Origin of the sequence: Streptomyces sp. DSM 40750 (assembly GCF_024612035.1) — a bacterium.
In the GTDB taxonomy this organism is placed as follows: Bacteria; Actinomycetota; Actinomycetes; order Streptomycetales; family Streptomycetaceae; genus Streptomyces.
The window spans coordinates 9,674,105-9,697,342 of record NZ_CP102513.1 but is presented as its reverse complement, the minus strand read 5'-3'; the positions used below and the strand labels follow the sequence as shown (position 1 = coordinate 9,697,342).

General features: G+C 72.9%; 15 protein-coding genes. 13 read left to right on the top strand and 2 right to left on the bottom strand.

Annotated features, from left to right (window positions below):
• Nucleotides 1-9 precede the first annotated feature (9 nt).
• Nucleotides 10-1,002, bottom strand: coding sequence for a formylglycine-generating enzyme family protein (locus tag JIX55_RS42450; RefSeq protein ID WP_257568525.1), 993 nt, complete (start codon nucleotides 1,000-1,002; stop codon nucleotides 10-12).
• A 135-nt stretch (nucleotides 1,003-1,137) separates the two neighbouring features.
• Here JIX55_RS42450 and JIX55_RS42445 point away from each other — a divergent pair, with 135 nt between their 5' ends.
• The 9 genes from JIX55_RS42445 (at nucleotide 1,138) to JIX55_RS42405 (ending at nucleotide 17,536) form a co-directional block, all read left to right on the top strand.
• Nucleotides 1,138-2,304 (top strand): NAD(P)/FAD-dependent oxidoreductase, encoded by a 1,167-nt coding sequence (locus tag JIX55_RS42445; RefSeq protein ID WP_257568524.1) that lies wholly within the window; start codon nucleotides 1,138-1,140, stop codon nucleotides 2,302-2,304.
• Entirely contained in the window at nucleotides 2,301-2,615 is a 315-nt protein-coding gene (locus JIX55_RS42440) for a (2Fe-2S)-binding protein (RefSeq protein WP_257568523.1), read from the top strand. Before JIX55_RS42445 ends, JIX55_RS42440 begins: the two co-directional genes overlap by 4 nt.
• Nucleotides 2,605-4,128: an FAD/NAD(P)-dependent oxidoreductase gene (locus tag JIX55_RS42435; protein WP_257568522.1), complete on the top strand. Its 1,524-nt coding sequence runs from the start codon at nucleotides 2,605-2,607 to the stop codon at nucleotides 4,126-4,128. The genes JIX55_RS42440 and JIX55_RS42435 overlap by 11 nt, the downstream gene beginning before the upstream one ends.
• Nucleotides 4,129-4,159: 31 nt before the next feature.
• Nucleotides 4,160-5,056 carry a dihydrodipicolinate synthase family protein gene (locus tag JIX55_RS42430; protein ID WP_257568521.1) on the top strand — a complete coding sequence of 299 codons (897 nt, stop codon included), beginning with the start codon at nucleotides 4,160-4,162 and terminating at the stop codon, nucleotides 5,054-5,056.
• Nucleotides 5,057-5,079: 23 nt separating this feature from the next.
• On the top strand, nucleotides 5,080-6,081 hold the full coding sequence (locus tag JIX55_RS42425; protein ID WP_257568520.1) for a proline racemase family protein: 1,002 nt from the start codon (nucleotides 5,080-5,082) through the stop codon (nucleotides 6,079-6,081).
• 51 nt (nucleotides 6,082-6,132) lie between these two features.
• On the top strand, nucleotides 6,133-6,852 hold the full coding sequence (locus JIX55_RS42420; RefSeq protein ID WP_257569674.1) for a GntR family transcriptional regulator: 720 nt from the start codon (nucleotides 6,133-6,135) through the stop codon (nucleotides 6,850-6,852).
• A 100-nt stretch (nucleotides 6,853-6,952) separates the two neighbouring features.
• Nucleotides 6,953-7,480, top strand: coding sequence for an NUDIX hydrolase family protein (locus tag JIX55_RS42415; RefSeq protein ID WP_257569673.1), 528 nt, complete (start codon nucleotides 6,953-6,955; stop codon nucleotides 7,478-7,480).
• Between the two features lie 202 nt (nucleotides 7,481-7,682).
• Entirely contained in the window at nucleotides 7,683-16,043 is an 8,361-nt protein-coding gene (locus JIX55_RS42410; protein ID WP_257568519.1) for a type I polyketide synthase, read from the top strand.
• 14 nt (nucleotides 16,044-16,057) lie between these two features.
• Nucleotides 16,058-17,536 (top strand): tryptophan 7-halogenase, encoded by a 1,479-nt coding sequence (locus JIX55_RS42405; protein WP_257569672.1) that lies wholly within the window; start codon nucleotides 16,058-16,060, stop codon nucleotides 17,534-17,536.
• Nucleotides 17,537-17,706: 170 nt separating this feature from the next.
• Here JIX55_RS42405 and JIX55_RS42400 read toward each other — a convergent pair whose 3' ends face one another.
• Complete coding sequence (locus JIX55_RS42400; RefSeq protein ID WP_257568518.1) at nucleotides 17,707-19,146, bottom strand: tetratricopeptide repeat protein; 1,440 nt, start codon at nucleotides 19,144-19,146, stop codon at nucleotides 17,707-17,709.
• Between the two features lie 639 nt (nucleotides 19,147-19,785).
• Here JIX55_RS42400 and JIX55_RS42395 point away from each other — a divergent pair.
• From JIX55_RS42395 to JIX55_RS42380, 4 genes are all read left to right on the top strand, one after another.
• Entirely contained in the window at nucleotides 19,786-20,181 is a 396-nt protein-coding gene (locus tag JIX55_RS42395) for a peptidoglycan-binding domain-containing protein (RefSeq protein WP_257568517.1), read from the top strand.
• A gap of 108 nt (nucleotides 20,182-20,289) precedes the next feature.
• Nucleotides 20,290-21,081: an N-acetylmuramoyl-L-alanine amidase gene (locus tag JIX55_RS42390; protein ID WP_257568516.1), complete on the top strand. Its 792-nt coding sequence runs from the start codon at nucleotides 20,290-20,292 to the stop codon at nucleotides 21,079-21,081.
• A gap of 139 nt (nucleotides 21,082-21,220) precedes the next feature.
• Nucleotides 21,221-22,213 carry an ArsR/SmtB family transcription factor gene (locus JIX55_RS42385; protein WP_257568515.1) on the top strand — a complete coding sequence of 331 codons (993 nt, stop codon included), beginning with the start codon at nucleotides 21,221-21,223 and terminating at the stop codon, nucleotides 22,211-22,213.
• Nucleotides 22,214-22,386: 173 nt separating this feature from the next.
• Nucleotides 22,387-23,220 carry a class II glutamine amidotransferase gene (locus JIX55_RS42380; RefSeq protein WP_257568514.1) on the top strand — a complete coding sequence of 278 codons (834 nt, stop codon included), beginning with the start codon at nucleotides 22,387-22,389 and terminating at the stop codon, nucleotides 23,218-23,220.
• Nucleotides 23,221-23,238 lie beyond the last annotated feature (18 nt).

Sequence of the window (23,238 nt, the reverse complement as noted above, 5' to 3'; positions counted from 1 at the left end):
GCCGGTGGTTCAGACCGCCGCCGCGACCCGGAAGCCGATGTTGCCGGCCGAGCTGTCGGGGGTGTTGGAGGAGCGGGCGGCCACGCGGTAGCGGTTGCAGTAGGAGACGTGGCACATGTGGGAACCGCCGCGCATCACCCGGGCCGGGCCGTCCGGCGGCCCCGCCGGGTCCGTGCGCGGGCCGGTGGCGTGGAAGTCGGGGCTGAACCGGTCGGCGCACCACTCCCACACGTTGCCGACGGTGTTGTACAGGCCGAATCCGTTGGGCTCGAAGGCGTCGACCGGGGCCGTCGAACGATGCCCGTCGGCGGCGGTGTTGTCGGTCGGGAAGGTACCGCGCCAGATGTTGCAGGTGGGGCGGCCGTCGAGGGCGAGGTCGTCGCCCCATGGGTACCGCTTCTGTTCCAGGCCGCCGCGGGCCGCGTACTCCCACTCGGCCTCGGTGGGCAGCCGGGTGCCCGTCCAGGCGCAGTAGGCCTGCGCGTCGTTCCAGGAGACGTGCACCACCGGGTGGTCGGGGATCGCGTCGGCGGAGGAGCCGGGGCCCTCCGGCCGCCGCCAGGTGGCGCCCCGCACGCCGCGCCACCAGGGGGTGCCGGGCACACGTGGGGAGACGGCGCGAAGTTCGGCGGGGAGGAACCCTTCGAAGACGAAGGAGAAGTCGAAGTGTTCGGACTCGGTCACGTATCCGGTCGCGTCCACGAAGCTCGCGAACTGTTCGTTGGTGACGGTCGTCGCGGCGATACGGAACGGGCTCAACGCGACCTCACGGACCGGGCCCTCACCGTCCGCCGGGTAACCGACCTCGTCCTCGGCGCCCATGAGGAAACGGCCGCCGGGCAGGTCGAGAAGCGGCCGGGTGGCCGGTGCGTCCACGGCCGGGTCCGCTGCCGGGTGCGCCCCCGGGGGCGGGGCCTCGCCCGAGGTCAGGTCCGTCGGCACGCCCAGCGGCACGGTCACCGGCTCACGGCCCGGCGCGCAGCAGGGCCTGTCGTGTGACATCGCACGGTCCTCCGGTGAGATGGGGCAGAAGCGACAAGCAGGAGCGATGAGGCAGGAGTGACGAGGCAGGCAGGAGTGAAGAGCGGCGAAGTCCAGTGTATTCACGCGCGGAGCGCCATGTGACATAGTACTGCCGTGACCCAGCGACTGACCTGCGACGTCGTGGTTGTCGGAGCGGGAATGGTGGGCGCGGCCTGCGCCCTGTACGCGGCCCGGGCCGGCCTCGGCGTCATCGTGGTGGACCGTGGCCCGGTGGCCGGCGGCACGACCGGTGCCGGTGAGGGCAACCTCCTGGTCTCCGACAAGGAACCGGGCCCCGAGCTCGAACTCGCCCTGCTGTCCAACCGCTTGTGGGCGGAGCTGGCCGCCGAGCCCGGCCTGGGCGCGGCGTTCGAGTACGAGCAGAAGGGCGGGGTCGTCGTCTCCTCCGCACCGGAAGACCTCGCCGCGCTGGAGCGGTTCGCGGCCGGGCAGCGGGCCGCCGGGGTCGAGGCCGTGACCGTCGCCGCGCATCAACTGCCCGATCTGGAGCCGCACTTGGCGCCCGGCCTGGCCGGCGGCGTGCACTACCCGCAGGACGCCCAGGTCATGCCCACCCTGGCCGCCGCCCATCTCGTACGGGCCTCCGGCGCCCGTCTGCTCACCGGCCGGACGGTGACCGAGGTGCTGCGCACGCCGGACGGCGCCGTACGCGGCGTACGGACCGACCGGGGCGACATCCACGCCCCGGCCGTGGTGAACGCCGCCGGCACCTGGGGCGGTGACCTGGCGGCGCTCGCCGGAGTCGCCCTCCCCGTCCTCCCCCGGCGCGGCTTCGTCCTCGTCACCGAACCACTGCCGCCCCTGGTGCGGCACAAGGTGTACGCCGCCGACTATGTGGCCGACGTGGCCAGCGACTCGGCGGCGCTCCAGACCTCGCCGGTCGTCGAGGGAACGGCCGCCGGGCCGGTGCTGATCGGGGCGAGCCGGGAACGGGTCGGCTTCGACCGGTCGTTCTCGCTGCCCGTCGTACGGGCGCTGGCGGCGGGCGCGACCCGGCTGTTCCCGTTCCTGGAGCGGGTGCGCGCGATGCGGACGTACGTCGGCTTCCGGCCGTACATGCCCGACCATCTGCCGGCGATCGGGCCGGATCCCCGGCTTCCGGGGCTGTTCCACGCCTGCGGCCACGAGGGCGCCGGCATCGGACTCGCCACCGGCACCGGGCAGTTGATCGCCCAGGTGATGAGCGGCAAGACGCCCGATCTGGATCTGACGCCGTTCCGTCCGGACCGGTTCGAGGAGCACGAGGGGGACGCGGCATGAACCCGCTGGAACTCGCGGAGGCGGAACCGGGGCCCGCCTTCACCGTCACGCTGGACGGCGGTGAGATCGACGCACTGCCCGGTCAGACGGTCGCCGCCGCGCTCTGGGCCGCCGGGGTGACGTCCTGGCGCACCACCCGGGGCGACGGCAGCCCCCGCGGGATCTTCTGCGGCATCGGCGTCTGCTTCGACTGTCTGGTGACGGTCAACGACCGCCCGAACCAACGCGCTTGCCTGGTTCCGCTCCGGCCGGGGGACGCGATCCGCACCCAGGAGGGAACGGGTCAGGAGGGAACGGGTCATGAGGACTGAACGACCCCACCTCGCGGTCGTCGGCGCGGGCCCGGCCGGGCTCGCCGCAGCCCTCGCGGCGGCCGAACGGGGCGTACGGGTCACGGTGGTCGACTCCGCGCAGGCGCCCGGCGGCCAGTTCTACCGGCAGCCCGCGGCCGCGCTCGGCGCTCGGCGCCCGCAGGCCCTGCACCACCAGTGGCGGACCTGGCTGCGGCTGCGTGACGGTCTCGAACGCCAGGTCGCCGCCGGGCGCGTCACCCACCTCCCGGACCACCATGTGTGGTGCGTGGAGCGGCGGGCCGAGGGCGTCCGGCGCTTCGCCGTGCACGCGCTGCTGGGCCCCGGGCAGGAGGACCCCGTCGAGGTGCGCGCGGACGCCGTCCTGCTCGCGACCGGCGGCTACGAGAAGGTGCTCCCCTTCCCCGGCTGGACCCTGCCGGGCGTGGTCACCGCCGGGGGAGCACAAGCCATGCTGAAGGGCGGGCTGGTGGTGTCCGGGCGTACGGCGGTCGTCGCCGGAACGGGTCCGCTGCTGCTGCCGGTGGCGACCGGGCTCGCGGCGGCGGGTGTCACGGTGGCCGCGCTGGTGGAGTCCGCGGACCCGAAGGCCCTGGTGCGGCGTGCCGGGGTGCTGGTGGGCCGGGCGGACAAGCTCGCCGAAGGGGCCGGATACGCGGTGGAGTTGCTGCGCCGCCGGGTGCGGACCCTCGTACGCCACACCGTCGTCGCGGCACACGGCACCGACCGGTTGGAGGCCGTGACCGTCGCCGCGCTGGACGCCGGGGGGCGGGTCCGGCCCGGCACCGAGCGGCGCATCCCCTGCGACACGCTCGCCGTCGGGCACGGCATGCTCCCGCACACCGACCTCGCCGGGGCGCTCGGCTGCCGCATCGACGCCGCGGGGACGCGTGTGTGGGTCGACGACGAGCAGCGCACCGATGTGCCGGGCGTCTGGGCGGCGGGCGAGACCACCGGCATCGGCGGCGCGGCCCTCTCCCTCGCCGAGGGCCACATCGCGGGGCGGTCGTCCGCCGCCCGGCTCCAGGGCCGGGAACCGGACCCGGGCGAGTGGACGGCGGCCGCCAGGTCACGAGGACAACTCCGGGAGTTCATCGGTGTGCTCGACACCGTGTACACACCGCCGGCGCACTGGACCGAGCAGGTCACCGACGACACGGTCGTCTGCCGGTGCGAGGAGGTGACCGCCGGGGCGGTCCGCGAGGCCGTCGGGGAGTTGGGCGCCGGGGACGTCCGGACGGTGAAGCTGCTCACCCGTGCCGGGATGGGCTGGTGCCAGGGCCGGATGTGCGGGTCGGCGGTCGCGGGGATCGCCGGATGCGCGGAGACCGTGACCCGGCGGCCGTTCGCCCACCCGGTGCCGTTGGGCGTGCTGGCCCGGGCCGGGTCGGTCGAAGGCCCAGCGGATCCCGAGGACCCCGAGGACCCCGAGGACCCCGAGGACCCGGAAAGTGCGCCTCCGGGGTGGTCCACTCCCGCCCAGTCCAGCGAACCGTCCGAAAATCGGCAGTAATATGTCACACCCCATTGAGAGGGAGCCCCCTATGACCACCACCGAGAACCGCCCCTGGCGCGGCGTCCTCGTCGCCACCGCACTCCCCCTCCGCGACGACCTCTCCGTCGACTACGACACGTACGCCGAACACTGTGCCTGGCTGGTCGAGAACGGCTGTGACGGTGTCGTACCGAACGGCTCGCTCGGCGAGTACCAGGTGCTGACGCCCGAGGAGCGCGCCAAGGTCGTCGAGACGGCCGTCGCCGCGATCGGCGGCTCGCGGGTGATGCCGGGCGTCGCCGCGTACGGGTCCGCCGAGTCCCGCCGCTGGGCGGAGCAGGCACGGGACGCGGGCTGTGCGTCGGTGATGCTGCTGCCGCCCAACGCGTACCGCGCCGACGAGCGGTCCGTGCTCGCGCACTACGCGGAGGTCGCGAAGGCGGGCGTCCCGGTCGTGGCGTACAACAACCCGATCGACACCAAGGTCGACCTCGTCCCCGAACTGCTCGCCAAGCTGCACGGCGAGGGGTACATCCGGGCCGTCAAGGAGTTCTCCGGGGACGTCCGCCGGGCCTACCAGCTCGCCGAACTCGCCCCGGAACTGGACCTGTTGATCGGCGCGGACGACGTACTGCTGGAGCTGGCGCTGGCGGGTGCCAAGGGCTGGGTGGCCGGCTATCCGAACGCGCTGCCCGCCGCGTCCGTGGAGCTCTACCACGCGGCGGTGGACGGCGACCTCGCCACGGCCAAGGGGCTCTACGAACAGCTGCACCCACTGCTGCGCTGGGACTCGAAGGTCGAGTTCGTGCAGGCCATCAAGTTGTCCATGGACATCGTGGGCCGGCCCGGGGGACGCTGCCGTCCGCCGCGGGTGGAACTGTCGCCGGAGCAGGAGGCCGTGATCCGTGCGGCCACCGAGAAGGCCGTCGCGGCGGGGCTCGCGTAACGCGCGCGGGAAGGAGACCGGTCATGCGCAGCAAACTCGTCCTGCACGCCGTCGACTCGCACACCGAGGGCATGCCCACCCGGGTGATCACCGGCGGGATCGGCACGATCCCCGGCGCGACCATGAACGAACGCCGACTGTGGTTCCGCGAACACCGCGACGACATCAGGCAGTTCCTGATGAACGAGCCGCGCGGCCACGCGGCGATGAGCGGCGCGATCCTGCAGCCGCCCACCCGCCCCGACTGCGACTACGGCGTCGTCTACATCGAGGTCTCCGGCTATCTGCCGATGTGCGGCCACGGCACGATCGGTGTCGCGACGGTGCTCGTCGAGACCGGCATGGTCGAGGTCGTCGAGCCGGTCACCACCATCCGCCTCGACACCCCGGCGGGCCTCGTCGTGGCCGAGGTCGCGGTGGAGGACGGCGCGGCGAAGGCGGTCACGTTGCGGAACGTGCCGTCCTTCTCCGTCGGCCTCGACCGCAAGGTCACGCTCGCCGACGGGCGGACGGTGGCATACGACCTCGCGTACGGCGGCAACTTCTACGCCATCCTGCCGCTGGAGCGGTTCGGGCTGCCCTTCGACCGCGACCGCAAGGACGACATCCTCAAGGCCGGCCTCGCGCTGATGGAGGCCATCAACGCCGAGGAGGAGCCCGTCCATCCGGAGGACCCGTCGATCCACGGCGTCCACCACGTCCACCTGTACGCCTCCGACGCCACCGCCCGGCACTCGCGGCACGCGATGGCCATCCACCCCGGCTGGTTCGACCGCTCGCCCTGCGGCACGGGCACCAGCGCCCGTATGGCGCAACTGCACGCGCGGGGTGAACTGCCGTTGCGCACCGAGTTCGTGAACGAGTCCTTCATCGGCACCCGGTTCACGGGGCGGCTGCTCGGCGAGACCGAGGTGGCCGGTGTCCCGGCCGTGCTGCCCAGCTTCACCGGCCGCGCCTGGATCACCGGAACGGCCCAGTATCTGCTCGACCCGTCCGACCCGTTCCCGTCCGGATTCGTCCTCTAGGACTCCGGGATTTTGGGACTTCAGGACTCCAGGAGAGACCGCATGCCCCCCATGGCCCCGCAGCGCACCGGCGCCCCGTCCGCCGCCACGGCTGCCACCGCCGCTCCCCCGGCCCCCGCCCTGCCGGTGCTGGGCGGCAAGAAGAGCAGCTACCGGGAGCGGGTCGCCGACGCGCTGCGGGCCGCGCTGATCGCCGGTGAGCTGCGGCCGGGCGAGGTGTACTCCGCGCCCGCGCTCGCCGCCCGCTTCGGCGTCTCGGCGACGCCGGTGCGCGAGGCCATGCTGGACCTGGCGAAGGAGGGCCTGGTCGACGCCGTGCCCAACAAGGGGTTCCGGGTCACCGCCGTCACCGAGAAGCAGCTCGACGAGTACACCCATGTGCGCTCGCTCATCGAGATCCCGACCACCGTCGACCTGGCCCGGACCGCCGACCCGGTCTCCCTGGAGGCGCTGCGGCCGGCCGCCCGGGAGATCGTCGCCGCCGCGGCCGCCGGGGACCTCATCGCGTATGTCGAGGCCGACACCCGCTTCCATCTCGGTCTGCTCGCCCTCGCGGGCAACGCACACCTCGTCGAGGTGGTCGGCGACCTGCGCAAACGCGCCCGCCTCTACGGCCTGACCGCGCTCGCCGAGTCCGGCCGGCTGCTGTCCTCCGCCCAGGAACACCTGGAACTCCTGGACGCCCTCCTCGACCGCGACGAGGCCGCCGTACGCGCGGTGATGACCCGCCATCTCGGTCATGTCCGCGGTCTGTGGGCCGCCCACGACTGATCACCGTCGGTACGCATGTGACCGGCGTGACGGGGCAGAGTGTGATCGGAGCGACGCGCGCTCCACATGACCTAGAAAGTATGATCGGCCAATGTCTGACATGACCGATACCACGCCCGGCTGGCTGCCGTCCGACGAACTCGAATCGGCTCGCGCCCGAATGCCGATCCTGTACGTCGAGGCCGTGCCCGTGCGCGTCGACGACAGCGGCGAAGTCACCAGCATCGGCCTGCTGCTGCGCATCGGCTCGGACGGAGCGGTCAGCCGCAACCTGGTCTCCGGCCGCGTGATGCACCACGAGCGGGTGCGCGACGCCCTGCTGCGCCATCTGGAGAAGGACCTCGGCCCGGTGGCGCTGCCCCGCGTCCCGGCCGCCCTCCAGCCCTTCACCGTCGCCGAGTACTTCCCGACGCAGGGCGTCACCCCGTTCCACGACCCGCGTCAGCACGCCGTCTCCCTCGCCTACATCGTCCCGGTGTCCGGCGACTGCCGTCCCCGGCAGGACGCGCTCGACCTGGTGTGGTTCAGCCCGCAGGAGGCGGCGTCGGCGTCGGTCCAGAACGAGATGCCGGGCGGCCAGGGGGTCCTGCTGAAGCAGGCCCTGGCGCACGTCGGCTGTCTGCCCTAGCCACCGGTACGGGTTCTCGGCGGCGCGCACGCGTGCCGCCGACCCGGCCGGAGCGCGGGTCGGCTCGAAGCGCCGGTCGTCCGAAACGCCGGTCGCCGAGATGTTCGGCCATGTGGTGGTCGCCCCGTAGGGTCAACGCCGTTGCTCCGCAAGGAGATCGACGGGGTGGGACGCGGGCCCTCACGGGCCGGGGAGGCTGCGCATGGACCGGAACGAGCTGATACGACCGCTGCCGGAGTTACTGAAGGCGCACGCCGAGACGTCACCGGCGCGGGTGGCCTTCGCCGACGATCTGCGCGCCGTCACCCATGCCGAGTTGGCGCGGCGCACCGGCGGGCTCGCCGCGTCTCTCGCCCGGACGGGCCTGGCGCGCGGCGACCGGGTCGCGATCTGCCTCGGCAACCGCGTGGAGATGGTGGAGAGCGTCCTCGCCACCGTCCGGGCCGGCGGCGTCGGGGTCCCCCTCAACCCCCGCTCCTCCGACGCCGAACTGGCCCACTTCCTCAAGGACAGCGGCGCCTCGGTCGTCATCACCGACCCCGCGCTACTCCCCCGCCTGCGCCGCGCCACCGGCCGGACCTGTCCACGCGTCCTGCTGACCGGCCCGGGACCGGTTCCGGCGGACGCACCCGACGGCACGGTTCTCTTCGAGACCGCGGTGGCCGACGGGACAGCGCCGGGCTCCCCGGCGCCCCGGGACGATCTCGGGCTCGACGAGCCGGCCTGGATGCTCTACACCTCGGGCACCACCCACCGCCCCAAGGGCGTGCTGTCCACCCAGCGCGCCGCCCTGTGGTCGGTGGCCGCCTGCTACGCCCCGATCTTCGGCCTCTCGCCGGAGGACCGGCTGCTGTGGCCCCTGCCGCTGTTCCACAGCTTCGGGCACTCCCTAGCGATCCTGGGCGTCACCGCCGTCGGCGCGAGCGCCCGCATCACCGCCGAACTCCTCCCGCCCGACGGCCTGTGGCGGGAACTGCGCGCCCCGCACAAGGCCCTCGACGGCCCCTACACGGTCCTGGCCGGAGTGCCCGCGATCTACCACCGGCTGGTGGAGTCGGCCGAGGACGCCCCCTTGCCGACGGGCCTGCGGACCTGTGTCGTGGCGGGCGCACCGAGTTCCCCCGCCCTGCGCCGAGCCGTGGAGCGGGCGCTGGGCGCGCCGCTGCTCGACGCGTACGGCAGCACCGAGACCTGCGGGATGATCGCGGTGAACCGGCCGGACGGGCCGAGGGTCGACGGTTCGTGCGGGCCGCCGGTGCCGGGCGTCGACGTACGGGTCGTCGATCCGGGTCCTGGCAACGATGTCGCGGACGGCGTCGAGGGCGAGATCTGGGTACGCGGCCCGGGCCTCATGACCGGCTATCACAACCGGCCCGAGGCGACGGCGGCGGCGCTCACGGACGGCTGGTACCGCACCGGCGACCTCGGCCGCCGCGCCGAGCACGGCCATCTCGTCCTCACCGGCCGGGTCGGCGAACTGATCAACCGGGGCGGCGAGAACATCCACCCCACCGAGATCGAACAGGCCCTGCTGCACAGCCCCAGCGTCACGGACGCGGTGGTGGTGGGTGTGCCGCACGACGTCCTCGGCGAGGTGCCGGTGGCCTTCGTCGTACCGGGTCCGGACGGGTTCGACCCACAGCGCGTACTGGCCGCGTGCCGGACCCGGCTGGCCGAGTACAAGCTGCCGGCCGAGATCCACGAGATCGCCGCGGTGCCGCGTACGGCGTCCGGGAAGATCGCCCGGCACGCGGTCGTCGTCCCGGACCCGGCCCGGCGGCCGACCGTTTCGGAACCGGCCGCCCGTCCGGCACCCGGGCCGTCGGCCGCCACCACCACGCCGGCCGACGGGTCGCTGCGCCTACGGCTGCCGGCTCTGCCGCCGGAAGGGCGGGAGCGGGCGCTGCGCGAGGCGGTGCTCGCCGAGACGGCCGAGGTGTGCGGCGGCGGACCGTACCAACGGCTCGACGCCGAGGACCCGTTCACCGATCTCGGGCTGACGTCCGCGGGTGCCGTCACCCTGATCGAGCGGCTGGGCGAGGCGACCGGACTGCGCCTCCCCTCGACGCTGGTGTTCGACCATCCCACTCCGGCGGACCTCGCCCGGTCGATCCACACCACACTCTTCGGCCCGATGGACGACGCCGTACGGCAGGCCGGCGCGACGGTGGCACAGAGCGGGGCGGCGGACGATCCGGTGGTGATCGTCGCCATGGGCTGCCGCTATCCCGGAGACGTGTACTCGCCGGAGGACCTGTGGCGGCTGGTGTCGGAAGGCCGGGACGCCACCTCGGACTTTCCCACCGACCGGGGCTGGGACCTGGCCGCCCTCTACGATCCCGACCCGGACCGGATCGGCACGTCCTACACCCGGCGCGGCGGATTCCTGCACCGGGCCGGGGAGTTCGACGCGGGGCTCTTCGGGATATCGCCGCGCGAGGCACTGGCGACGGACCCGCAGCAGCGGCTGCTGCTGGAGACCTCGTGGGAGGTCTGGGAGCGGGCCGGCATCGCCCCGGCCGCGCTGCGCGACAGCGAGACCGGGGTCTTCGTCGGCATGATGCACGCCGACTACTCCGTCGGCCTGCCCCACCACGAGCTGGAGGCGCATCTGGGACTGGGCACCTCCGGCAGTGTGGCGGCCGGCCGGATCTCGTACGTGTACGGGCTGCGCGGACCGTCGATCACGGTCGACACCGCCTGTTCCTCCTCTCTGGTGGCCTTGCACTGGGCGGCCGCGGCGCTGCGTTCCGGCGAGTGCTCCCTGGCCCTGGCCGGCGGGGTCACGGTGATGTCGACTCCGAAGGCCTTCACGGTGTTCAGCCGGCAACGCGGGCTCTCCCCCGACGGCCGCTGCAAGTCCTTCTCCGCCTCCGCCGACGGCACCGCCTGGGCCGAGGGCGTCGGCCTGGTGCTCCTGGAACGTCTCTCCGACGCCCGCCGCAACGGTCACCCGGTCCTGGCCGTGCTGCGCGGCTCCGCCGTCAACTCCGACGGCGCGTCCAACGGCCTCAGCGCTCCGAACGGGCAGGCCCAACAGCGCCTGATCGAACGGGTGTTGGCCGACTCCGGGCTTCACGCGGACGCTGTGGACGCGATCGAGGCCCACGGCACGGGCACGACCCTGGGCGACCCCGTCGAGGCCCGGGCTCTGCTGGCCACGTACGGGCAGGGGCGCGGCGAGGACCTGCCCCCGGTGTGGCTGGGCTCGGTCAAATCCAACCTCGGGCACACGCAGGCGGCCGCCGGTGTCGCGGGCGTCATCAAGATGGTGCAGGCGATGCGGCACGGGGAACTGCCGCGATCCCTCTACGCCGAGACCCCTTCGCCGCATGTCGACTGGTCCACCGGCCGAGTGGAACCGTTGGCCGCCGCCCGGCCGTGGCCGCCGACCGAGGGCAGGCCGCGCCGGGCCGGGGTGTCGGCGTTCGGCATCGGCGGGACCAACGCCCATGTGATCCTGGAGGAGGCCCCCCAGCCGCCGCCCGACACCACCCGCGCGACCACGGCGCTGCCCCACTCCACCCGCGTGGCCCCGCCCCTGTCCGCCCCCTGGCTGCTCTCCGGGGCCGACGAGGGTGCCCTGCGCGACCAGGCCCGTCGGCTGGCGGCCCAACTGGCGGTGACGGGGCCCGAGTTGTCGACGGCCGACATCGGTTTCTCCCTGGCCGTGTCACGGTCGGCACTGACCCACCGGGCGATGGTGCCGCCCGGCGATCGGGCGCGGATGCTCACCGCGCTGGAGGCGGTCGCCGAGGGCGCGCACGGCGCCGGGGCGGAACGGGCGGTCGCCGATCCGCATATCCGCACGGCTTTCCTGTTCACCGGTCAGGGGGCCCAACGTGCCCGTATGGGCGCCGAGTTGAGCGCCGCTTTCCCCGTCTTCGCGGCAGCCTCCGCCGAGGTGTGCCGGGCACTGGACAGCCGGCTCGAACGGCCGCTGGACGTGGTGCTCTCCGCCGAGCCCGGTTCACCGGAGGCCGCCCTCCTCGACCGTACGGACTTCACCCAGGCGGGCCTGTTCGCCTTCGAGGTGGCGCTGTTCCGGCTGCTGGAGTCCTGGGGACTTCGCGCCGACTTCCTGGCCGGGCACTCCGTCGGCGAACTGGCGGCGGCCCACATCGCCGGCGTACTGGACCTGACCGACGCGGCGACGCTCGTCGCGGCGCGCGGCCGGCTGATGCAGGCGCTGCCCGAGGGCGGGGCGATGGTGTCGGTGCACGCGACGGAGGAGGAAGTCCTCACCACGCTCGCCGGCGCCGGCGCCGGGGTGGGAATCGCCTCCGTGAACGGGCCCCGCTCCGTGGTGATCTCCGGCGTACGGGACGCGGTGCTCGCCGTGGCCGCCGGGTTCGAGGTGCGTGGGCGGAGGGCCGTACGGCTTCGGGTCGGGCACGCCTTCCACTCGCCACTGGTGGAGCCGATGCTCGACGAGTTCCGCCGGGTCGCCGAGGGGCTGACCTTCCGGCCGCCGCGTATCCCGGTGGTCTCGGCGGTCACGGGCCGGCCGGCCGACGCGGACGAGTTGTGCTCCCCGGAGTACTGGGTACGGCACGCCCGGCTGCCGGTGCGGTTCGCCGACACCGTGCGGTGGCTCGGCGACAACGGGGTGACGGCGTTCCTGGAACTCGGCCCCCGCGCCGCGCTCACCGCCACGGCCGAGGACTGTCTGCCCGGTCCGGACGACGGCGGCACGGGGCCTCTCTTCGCCGCCGCCACCCGGGCCGGCGAGCGCGAACCGGAGACCTTGCTGTCGGCCGTGGCCCGGCTCCATGTGCGCGGAGCACGCGTCGACTGGCCCGCCGTCTTCGCGGGCACCGAGGCCCGGCGGGTGGACCTGCCGACCTACGCCTTCCAGCGCCGGCGGTACTGGCTGACCCCGTCCCCCGCCCCGGCCCCTACGGCGGCTCCCCCTGGTCACCCCCTGCTGGGCCCGGCCTTCACGGTCCCGGACACCGGCCGGACCGTGCTCTCCGGCCACCTCTCCCCCACGGCCCACCCCTGGCTCACCGACCATGTGATCGCCGGGACCGTCCTCGTCCCCGCGACGGTCTTCGTGGAGACGGCCGTCCTGGCGGGCGACGAGGTCGGCTGCGACACCCTCGACGAACTCGTGCTGCTGGCGCCGCTGGCCCTGCCCGCCGCCGGGGTACGCGTGCAGGTCGTGGTGGGCGGGGCCGACGACTCCGGCCGTCGGCCGGTCGACATCTACTCCCGGCCCGAGGAGCCGACCGACGCCGACACGGAACCTGGTTGGACCCGGCATGCGACAGGGCTGGTCGGCACGGCGTCGGCCCCGGAGACGTCGGGTCCGCCGGAAATGTCCCCGGCATCCCCGGCAGCCTGGTCGGAGACAGGACCCTCGCAGTGGCCACCGCCGGGCGCGACCGAGGTCGACCTCACGGACGCCTACGACACACTCGCGGAGGCCGGTCTCTCCTACGGCCCGGCCTTCCGGGGCGTACGGGCGGCATGGCGGCTGGGCGACGAACTGCTCGCCGATGTACGGCTGCCCGAGGGCGGGTCGGCGGGCGCCGAACGGTTCGGGATCCATCCGGCGCTGCTGGACGCGGCACTGCACGCCCCACTGCTCACGGGAACGGGAACGGGAACGAGGCCGGATGCCGGGTCCGGCGCGGTCCGGGTGCCGTTCGCCTGGAACGGTGTGCGGCTGTACGCGTCGGGCGCGTCGGAGCTACGCGTACGGGTGACCCCCGCCGGGCCGGAGACGGTCACGGTGACGCTCGCCGATCCGACGGGCCGCCCAGTGGCACGGGTGGACTCGCTGACCACCCGCGAACTCCCCGCCGAGACGGCCGAACCGGCCGAACCGGCCGGGGATGTGGCACGACGGGCTCTGTTGCGCCCCGAGTGGACGGCCTTCGGACTGCCGCCCGGCGAGACGCGGAAACACGCATCCGGACAGCCGCGCTGGGAACTCGTGGGACCTGACGAGTTGAACCTCCGCGAGGCGATCTCCGATGTCGTCGCAACGGCCCTCCTCGAACCGGACGCGGTCGCCACCGCCGTCGAACCGGACGCCATGGTCCTCACCGCCGTCGGTCCGCCGATGTCCGACGACGCGCCCACCGCCGTACGGCAGTTGACCGATCGCGTGCTGCGAACCCTCCAGGACTGGCAGGACGATCCGCGCACGGCCGGTTCCCGTCTGCTGGTCGTGACGCGGAACGCCACCGCACCGACGCCGGATCTGGCCGGTGCGGCGGTGTGGGGGCTGGTGCGTACGGCCCAGTCCGAGGTGCCCGGCCGGGTCGTCCTGGTCGACGTGGACGGAGGGCCCGAGTCCGTACGGCTGATCCCGGCGGCCATGGCCACCGGTGAGGCCCAAATCGTCATCCACGCAGGACAGTTGATGGCGCCACGGCTGACCCAGGCCCTCGAAGCGCCGTCCGGACGCGCACCCGACCTCCACCGGCCCGCCTCCGACACCCTCGACGCCTTCGACACCTCCGACGCCTTCGGCCCGACCGGCACCGTCCTGATCACCGGCGGTACCGGTGCCCTCGGCGCGGCACTCGCCCGGCATCTGGTCACGGCACACGGCGTACGACACCTGGTGCTCACCTCACGCCGTGGCCTCGACGCGCCTGGTGCCGGGGACCTGCGCGCCGAGCTGGAGGAGTGGGGAGCCGAGGTCGGGATCGTCGCGTGCGACGTGGGTGACCGGGCGGCGCTCGCCGAGGTGGTCAAGGGATGTGAGCCCGCGCTGAGCGCGGTCGTACATGCGGCCGGGGTACTCGACGACGGCGTACTGGCCGCCCTGACGCCCGAGCGGATGGCGGCGGTGCTGCGGCCGAAGGCGGACGCGGCCTGGTATCTGCACGAACTGACGCGGGACTTGGAGCTGTCGGCGTTCGTGCTGTTCTCCTCGGTGTCGGGTCTGCTCGGCCGGGCTGGGCAGGGCAACTACGCGGCGGCGAACTCCTTCCTGGACGCCCTCGCCCTCCACCGCACCGCACTGGGGCTGCCCGCCCTGTCCTTGGCCTGGGGCCCGTGGGAGCACGGCGACGGCATGGCCGCGGACCCGCGGCGCCGGGAGCCGGTACGGCATCCGGAGACCGATGGTGACGTGCTCCGGCCCCTCACCGTGGAGCAGGGGCTCGCGCTCTTCGACGCGGCGTTACGCGACGGCGGACCCGTACTGGCGCCGATCCTGCTGGACCGGTCCGCTCTGCGCTCCGCGCGGGGTCCACTGCCACCGCTCCTGCGAGGGCAGGAACCGGCACGCACCCGACGACCGGCCGCGGGGGCCGGGACGGCAGCAGCCGATGACCACGACTCACCGGACCTCCTGGAACCCGGCGCCTGGCGGAAGGTGCTGGCCGAGCTGCCCGTCGCCCAACGGGCGGGCGTGCTCGCGCAGTTGATGCTCGCCGATGTGGCCGTCGTACTCGGTCATCCGAGTGCCGACGCGCTGCCGGTCGGCAAGTCCTTCGACGAGCTGGGCTTCGACTCACTGATGGCGGTCCAGGTCCGCAACCGGCTGAGCCTGGCGCTACGGCTCCGGTTGTCCGCCGCCGTGGTCTTCGAGCACCCCACGGCGGACAGCCTGGCCCGGCACGTTCTGGGTCTCCTCGACGACCTGCCGCAGGACCGCGAACCCGAGCAGGCGCCCGGGGAACGGCCCGTGCAGTCCCTCTCCTCGCTCTACCGGCGGGTCTGCGAGGCCGGCCAGGTGGTCGCCGCGATGCACATGGTGGTCACCGCCTCATGGGCCGTACCGACGTTCGACGCGTCGAGCAGCGCACGGCATGCCCTGCCGCCGCTGCGGCGGGCGGAGGGGTCGGGCGAGGGCCCGGTCGTGGTCTTCCTCAACGGTTACCACCCCGCTTTCCCCGGTCCGGGTGGAGGGGCGGCTCGCTTCCACGCCTGCTTCGACGGCGAGGGGGACGTCCTGGAGTTGCGGCACCCCGGTGTCGGCGCGGGGACGGCGGTGCCGCAGGACCTGGAGACGCTGGCGCGTGTCCATGCCGAGACGGTGGTCCGGCATGTGGGCGGCCGGCCCTTCGTGCTCGTCGGTTCGTCCACCGGTGGCGCGGTCGCGCATGTCGTGACCCGGCGGCTGGAGGCCATGGGGTCCGCCCCCGTGGGCCAGGTGCTGCTCGACACGTATCTCGTCGACCGGGACCACATCGGAACGGACTGGCTGCTGGCCCTGCCGGCGGCCCTGGTCCCGCATCTGACCGGGGGTCCGTCGACCGGTGACGACGACAGCGCGATCGCGGCGATGGGCGCGTACACCCGGATGTTCCTCGACTGGGAGCCGGAGCCGGTCGACACCCCGACCCTGCTGGTCCGGGCCACGCGGCCGACCCCGGAGATGGCGGCGGGCGCGGACGGGGACGGCTGGCGGACGTCCTGGCCGCTGCCGCACGACGTCGTCGACGTCCCCGGCGACCACTTCTCGCTCGGACGGGAGCACGCGCCGACCACCGTGGCGGCGATCCGCGCCTGGCTCGCCTCCCTCGGCCACGCGGAGGTCCGCCCGGCGCCGGCGGCCACGGACACTCCCACGGCACCGACCACAGAAGGAGACCAGTGACCGCGAGCGATTCCATGGGCGAGGAGTTCGACGCGATCGTCGTGGGCGGCGGTCCGGCCGGGTCGACCGTCGCGTCGGCCGTGGCTCTGCGCGGCCACCGCGTGCTGCTCCTGGACCAGCAGACGTTCCCCCGGTACCAGATCGGCGAGTCGCTGCTGCCCTCCACCGTCCACGGGCTGTGCCGCATCCTCGGTGTCGAGGACGAGGTCGCCCGGGCGGGCTTCAAGGTCAAGCGCGGCGGCACCTTCCGCTGGGGCCGGAACCGGGAGCCGTGGCAGTTCTCCTTCGCGCTGTCGCCGCGGCTGTCCGACCCGACCTCGTTCGCCTATCAGGTCGAGCGGGCGAGGTTCGACGCGATCCTCCTGGACAACGCCCGCCGGATCGGTGTGGACGTGCGGGAGGGCTGCCGGGTCTCGGACGTGGTCGCCGACGAGGAGCGGGTGCGGGGCGTGCGCTGGACCGGTCCCGGCGGCGAGATACGGGAGGCCCGGGCCCGGTACGTCGTGGACGCGTCCGGCAACACCAGCCGGATCCACGGCCATGTCGGCGGGAAACGGACGTACTCCGACTTCTTCCGGAACATCGCGGTGTTCGGGTACTTCGCCGGCGGCGAGCGGCTGCCCAGGCCGAACGACGGCAACATCTTCTGCGCGGCCTTCGACGAGGGCTGGATCTGGTACATCCCGCTCCGGGACGACCTGACGAGCGTCGGCGCGGTGGTCAGCCGGGAGAACGCCACCGCGGTCCAGGGAGATCCGGCCGCGGCCTGGCGGCGGCTGATCGACTCGTGCCCCGAGGTGCGGGACCTCCTCGACGGGGTGCCGCAGGCCACCGAGGCGCCGTACGACCAGGTCCGGGTCCGCAAGGACTGGTCGTACTGGAAGACCGGACTGTGGCGGCCGGGCATGGTGCTGGTCGGCGACGCCGCCTGCTTCGTCGACCCGGTGCTGTCCTCCGGCGTGCACCTCGCGACGTACGGGGCGCTGCTCGCGGCGCGGGCGATCAACAGCTCGCTCGACGGGACCCTCGAAGAGGCCCGCTGCTTCGAGGAGTTCGAGGCGCGCTACCGGCACGAGTACGGTCTGTTCTACGAGTTCCTGGTGTCCTTCTACGACATGCACCGGGACGAGCGGTCGTACTACTGGTCGGCCCGCAAGGTGACCAAGGTCGGTGCGACGGAGCTGCAGGCGTTCGTGGAGCTGGTGGGTGGGCTGGCGTCCGGCGACGCGTCGCTCGCCGATCCCGGGCAGCGGGGCGCGCGCCTGGCGGCGGCCTCCTCGGACCTCGACGCTGCGGTGGGCCGGCTCCCGGACTCGGACGGCCGGCGCAACCCGCTCTACGAGTCCCCCGCCTTCCGTCGGACGTTCCACGAGGGCTCGGTGATGCAGGAACGGGGCGTCTACGGCGGGCCGTTGGAGGACGAGGCTCCGCTGCGGCCCGGTGGGCTGGTGCCCTCGGAGGACGGGCTGACCTGGGTGGATCCGGCGCGCTGACGGGTACGGAGGGGGCGTCGGCGCCTCGGGGGTGAGGCAGGGGTACGACGCCGACGCTGCGGCCCTCGTGGTCCAGCAGGCGCCCCATGTGCTTGACCGGGCGCAGCACCACCGAGCGGTCGTCGACGGTGAGGCGCGGCAGCCGCCGTGACAGACGTGAACCGCTCTCGTCACATGTGGTGCGGGTTCCGGCTCAGCCTCGCCGCGGCGGGCGCCGCCAGTTCGCTCGCCGTGGCGCGGGCGACAGCGGCGCGGCCCGCCTCGCCCAGGGCGTCGGCGAGGCGGGCCTGACCGAGCCAGTTGTAGGGGCTGTGGGGGCTGAGGCCGGTGCGTTCCCCCAGCAGCAGCCGGGCCAGGTCGTCCCGGCGGGCGCGGATGGCCGCCTCCAGGAGCGTCCGCTGGATCGCGTCCCGCTGGGCATGGCTGCCGCCGAAGGTGTGCAGCCGACGGCGGATCGGCCAGAGCAGTTCCACCACCGACGCGTAGTCCCCCCGGACGTACGCCACCAGCGCTTCGCACACGGGCAGGCCGATCTCGCCGGTCATCACCCGGTTGGTGTTCGGGCGCTCCTCCTTCTGGCTCTCCAGCCAGCGCCGCCGGTCGGCGACGAACTCGTCCGCCGTCTCCAGCCGTCCCGCTCCCGCGAAGGCCATGACGGCGTGCACGTCGTTGAAGGCGTAGAACGGCGGGTCCGCACGCGCGGCCCACGCGTCGGCGAGGGTCTGCCAGCGAGCGTCCTGGTCCAGTTCGTCGAGGAGGAACCGCCACAACAGGGCCGCGGCGTCGAGGAGTTCCATGACGAACCCCGTCGAGTCCTTGTGGTGCAGTACGGCGTCGTAGATCCGCAGGGCCGTACCGGTGTCGCCCGCCTCCAAGGCGTACAGGGCGTAGTGCCACCAGCTGTGCACGGTCAGCAGACTGCCGCTCGCCCAGTCGTCGAGGCGCGCGTCGAGGAAGTCGATCCCCTCGGCGAACCGCCCCCGCATCTCGTGGACATGGACGACCGCGTGGATGGCCCAGATGTCCCGGGGGTTCTGCTCGACGGCGGCCCGGCCCACCTCCTGGGCGCGGTCGTAGTGCCCCGACTCCTCCAGGCCGAAGGCGTACATGCCCATCAGGGGCCCGCGATGGGGGTCGTCCGCCGCCCACGCGGGCAGGGCCCCGCCGATCCGGTCGCGTAGCCGGGTCGCGTCCCCGGTGAAGAAGTCGAGCTGATGGCCCACCGCCAGGGCCAGCGGGTCACGAGGGCACTCCACGACCAGCTCCTCCAGGACTTGCCCGGCCCGCCCCATGTCGCCCGCGAGCCAGGCTTCCGCCGCGGCCATGTGCATGCGCTCCCGCCGGGGCAGCGCCGAGTGGTCCAGCCCGGCGCCGAACTCCGCGAAACGGCGGCGTGCCTCGGCGGCGTCCCGCGCCTCGGTGCCCAGCACCCCCAGATAGGCCGCGAACGCCTGGGCGAGCGGCGAGCCCGGTGACGCGGCCACGGCGTCCGCGACCGCGTTCGGGAAGTCGGGCCGGAAGAACAACAGCCCCTCCACGGCCCGGTCCAGGTGCTCCGCCCCTTCGGCGGTGCACTCGTACAGGCGGTTGCCGTACCGGTCGGTCACCATGGCAGCTCATCTCCGGCGCGTGTCGAGTGTCGTCGACCCGTGGTCGTTGATCCGGGTCGTCGACCCGTGGTCGTCGATCCATGGTTGTCGACTCCTGGTCGTCGATCCATGGTTGTCGACTCCTGGTCGTCGACCCGTGGTTGTCGACTCCTGGTCGTCGACCCGTGGTTGTCGACTCCTGGTCGTCGACCCGTGGTCGTCGACTCCTGGTCGTCGACCCGTGGTCGTCGACTCCTGGTCGTCGACCCGTGGTCGTCGACTCGTGGTCGTCGATCCGTGGTCGTCGATCGTGGGTGGCACGGATCACCGCGCCAGTCCCCATCAAAGCGACGGGCACTCCACCCAGTCCACCGGGCAACCCCCGACGCACCCCGAATCACCACCGTGCGCCGCGCGTTCAGCTACTCGGAACCGTCGCGGCCGCCATGCTGGGCGCACAGGCAGCCGACGCCGCGCTCGATCCACTCCTGAGCGGCCATATGGAATCGGAACATCCCTCTCCTCCCTCGCCCTCGCCCCCCACCTGCGTCTTTTCGCCACGCTCGAACAAGCGTGACAGTGGCCACGCACCGCCTACAACATCAGGGCACGCCAGAACGGCTCCGCGTATGCGGACTGAGGCCTTGGAGTGACACGCGTATGAGAAAGAACCGGATCGCCGTGCTCATCGCCGCGACTGTCATGCTGCTGACCGGGGGCATCGGCGGTATGCAGACCGCGAGTGCCGCACCCACCATCGACGGTGTCTGCGGCAGCTACTGGGGCACGAGTTGGACCCCGCCGACGGTCAGCCAGGGATCCGTCGACACGACGAGCCCCTCCGCCGTCATGCTCGCCCAGTGTTATCTGAACCTCTCCATGTCGGGCGACAACCTGACGGTCGACGGCAGGTTCGGACCGCTCTCCAACACAGCCGCCCGGCGATTCCAGTCCTGCGCCGGCCTCACCGTCGACGGGTACGTCGGCCCGAACACCTGGAACAGCCTGCGCTACTGGGCGAACAGCCCGAACTACGTGTGCAATCTCGACCTGTGACCTGAACGGACGAGCCACCATCGACGACGCGCGTCCATCGCGGCCCGGACCGCGCTGGACGCGCGTCCCTTTCACGGGGTAGGCACCACCGCTCCAGTTAGGGGTGACATGAATTCCAGACACTCGATTCCCTCCGGTCCCTCCGACTCCGCGGGCCCAGGCCGGACCGCCGGAGCGTTACCCCGGCGCACGCTGCTGGGGGCCCTGGGCGCCGCCGTCGTGACCGGCGCCGTCTCCCGTCCGACCAGGGCCGCGGCCGCCTCGTCACAGACCGCCGCCGACTACGTACTGGTGTCACGACAGGCGTGGGGCGCGGACGAGAGCCTCCGCTTCGGCCCCGACGGCACCGAGACCTGGTCACCCGAGTACCACCCCGTGCAGACCCTGTCGGTTCACCACACCGGCAGTCCGAACGGCGAGGCCAACCCCGCGGCCAGGGTCCGCACGATCTACCGCGACCAGACAGTCACCAAGGGATGGGGCGACATCGGGTACAACTACCTGATCGACGCGAGCGGACTGGTGTACGAGGGGCGCTGGTCCGGCACCGACGGGGATGCCGCACACAACGCGGCGGGACAGCTCGTCACCGGGGCTCACATCGGCGGGTACAACACCGGAAACGTCGGGATCGCCCTGCTGGGGACGCTGGTCGGCACCCCGCCGACGGCCGCCGCGCGTACCGCGCTCGTCCAGCTGCTCGCGGAACTCGCGGTGCGCCACTCCATCGATCCCCAGCGGGAGAAGGTGGTCTACGTCAACCCGGCCAACGGCGCCCTCTGGGACGGGCCCGCCATCTCCGGACACCTCGACTGGGCGGCCACCGACTGCCCTGGCGGCACGCTCTACACCCAACTGCCCGCGATCCGTGCCGCCGTCGCCGACCTGATCGCCCAGTGATCACCCGAACCCATAAGTCCCCTGAGCATGCACATGGCCGGTCTTCATGTTGTCCGCCGCCGAGACCGTCCGGCATCGTCGAACCGGTGACGCAGCCGCCGTAGGGAGGCCGCTGCTTCCGGGGGGACCGGGGGAACAGATGTTGCGCATCCATTTCGGCCCGGAGGATCTCATACGGACCAGGATCGCGGCGGCTCCCGATCCCTTGTGGGAGATCGCCTCCAGCCTGCACCGCTTCCAGACCCAGAGCGGACGCCGGGCCTACGCCGGCTGGTACCGGGAGGCCCGTGCCGCCCTGTCCGACAACCGTCTGGGGGCCGCCGTACTGGGCCTGTTGACGCTGTTCCCCCGCGCGGCCTACTTTCCCGACTTCCTGACCCCGCCCGAGGCGGGGGCAGGACTGGAACACGGACTCGCGGCGATCCTGAGCACTCCGCCCGCCCGGGTCCGGCACGAGATCGGACGGCTGGTCCAGGTCACCGACGCCCCGTCAGCCGTCTTCGCCCTGGTCGACAAGGACGCCCGCAGAGAGCTGGTGCGCGTCCTGCGGGCCTACAACAACGCTGTCATCGCTCCGTACCGCGACCGTATGCAGGCCTGCGTCGACGCCGAACGCGGCCGACTGGCCCGGGCGTTCCTCGACGGCGGAACCGACAGCATGCTCCGCAGCCTGCCGCCGATCACGCGCTGGCGCCCTCCCGTCCTGGAGGTCGACTACTGCGAGACCCGCGATCTTCATCTCGACGGCCGCGGCCTGTTGTTCATCCCGTCGTACTTCTGCTGGCGCACCCCGGTCTCCCTCGCGGACCCCGGCCTGCCGCCGGTCCTCGTGTACCCCGTGAGCCGCCCGGACCCCCGGGCATCTGCCGACCGGTCCGACGCGCCCCTGACCGCGCTGCTCGGGCGCACCCGTGCCGCCGTACTGAACGTCGTCGCCAACGGCGCCACCAACTCGGAACTCGCCCGCGCGGTCAGCGTCTCCCCCGCCACCGCGACCCACCACACGACCGTCCTGCGCGACGCGGGCCTCATCGAGAGCCAGCGCCACGCCAACACCGTCCTCCACACCCTCACGCCGGCCGGCGCGGCCCTGCTCCGCCCCCACCGAAGGGGCCCGTCCCCGGTCGCCTAGAGACTCCGCGCGGATGGGCCCCGACTCCGGCAGACGAGGAAAGTGCGGTTCTCACCGGAACACTCGGCGCGGCTCCGGTTCCCGTCGTGTGGCGATCAATGGCCGCGCACGTGACCATGGGAATGCCGGTTCCCCCTGCGACGCGGAGCAGAACACCAGGAAGGTGGTAGCCGATGTGCCGGTGGCTCGCCTACTCGGGAACGCCCGTCCTGCTCGACACCATCCTGTACAGGCCGGCGCACTCACTGATCGACCAGAGCCTGCATTCCCGGATGGGCGTGGAGACCACCAACGGTGACGGGTTCGGCGTCGGTTGGTACTCACCGGACCTCGACACCCCCGCGGTCTTCCGCGACACCGGTCCGGCATGGAGCAACCGCAATCTGCGGGAGCTCGCCGACCACGTCCGCTCTCCGCTGTTCTTCGCCCACATCCGCGCCTCGACCGGTACCGCGGTGCAGCAGACCAACAGCCACCCGTTCCGCCACGGCCGCTGGATGTGGATGCACAACGGCGCGATCGCCGACTTCCACCTGGTCCGGCGAGACCTGGCCCTGGCCGTCGCCCCGGAGCTCTTCGCCGGCATCGAGGGATCGACGGACTCCGAGTTGATGTTCTTCCTGGCCCTCACCTTCGGCCTGGAGCAGGACCCCCCGGGCGCCGTCGCACGCATGGCCGGCCTGGTGGAACGGACCGGTCACCGGCACGGGGTGGAGTTCCCGCTGCAGATGACGGTCGCCGTGACGGACGGACAGGCGCTGTGGGCCTTCCGCTACTCCAGCCGGAAAACGTCACGCTCGCTGTTCTACAGCACCCGCGTGGAGACGCTGCGCTCGCTCCACCCCGACCTGGCCTTCCTGCGGGAGGTCTCCGACGAGACCCGCCTCGTCGTCTCCGAGCCCCTGGGCGATCTCCCCGGCGCCTGGAACGAGGTCCCCGAGAACAGCTACGGCGTCGTACGGCCCGGGGCGGACGAGCTGCTCCCCTTCGCACCGCAACCCGCGTAATCAAGTCGTGGCAGGTCA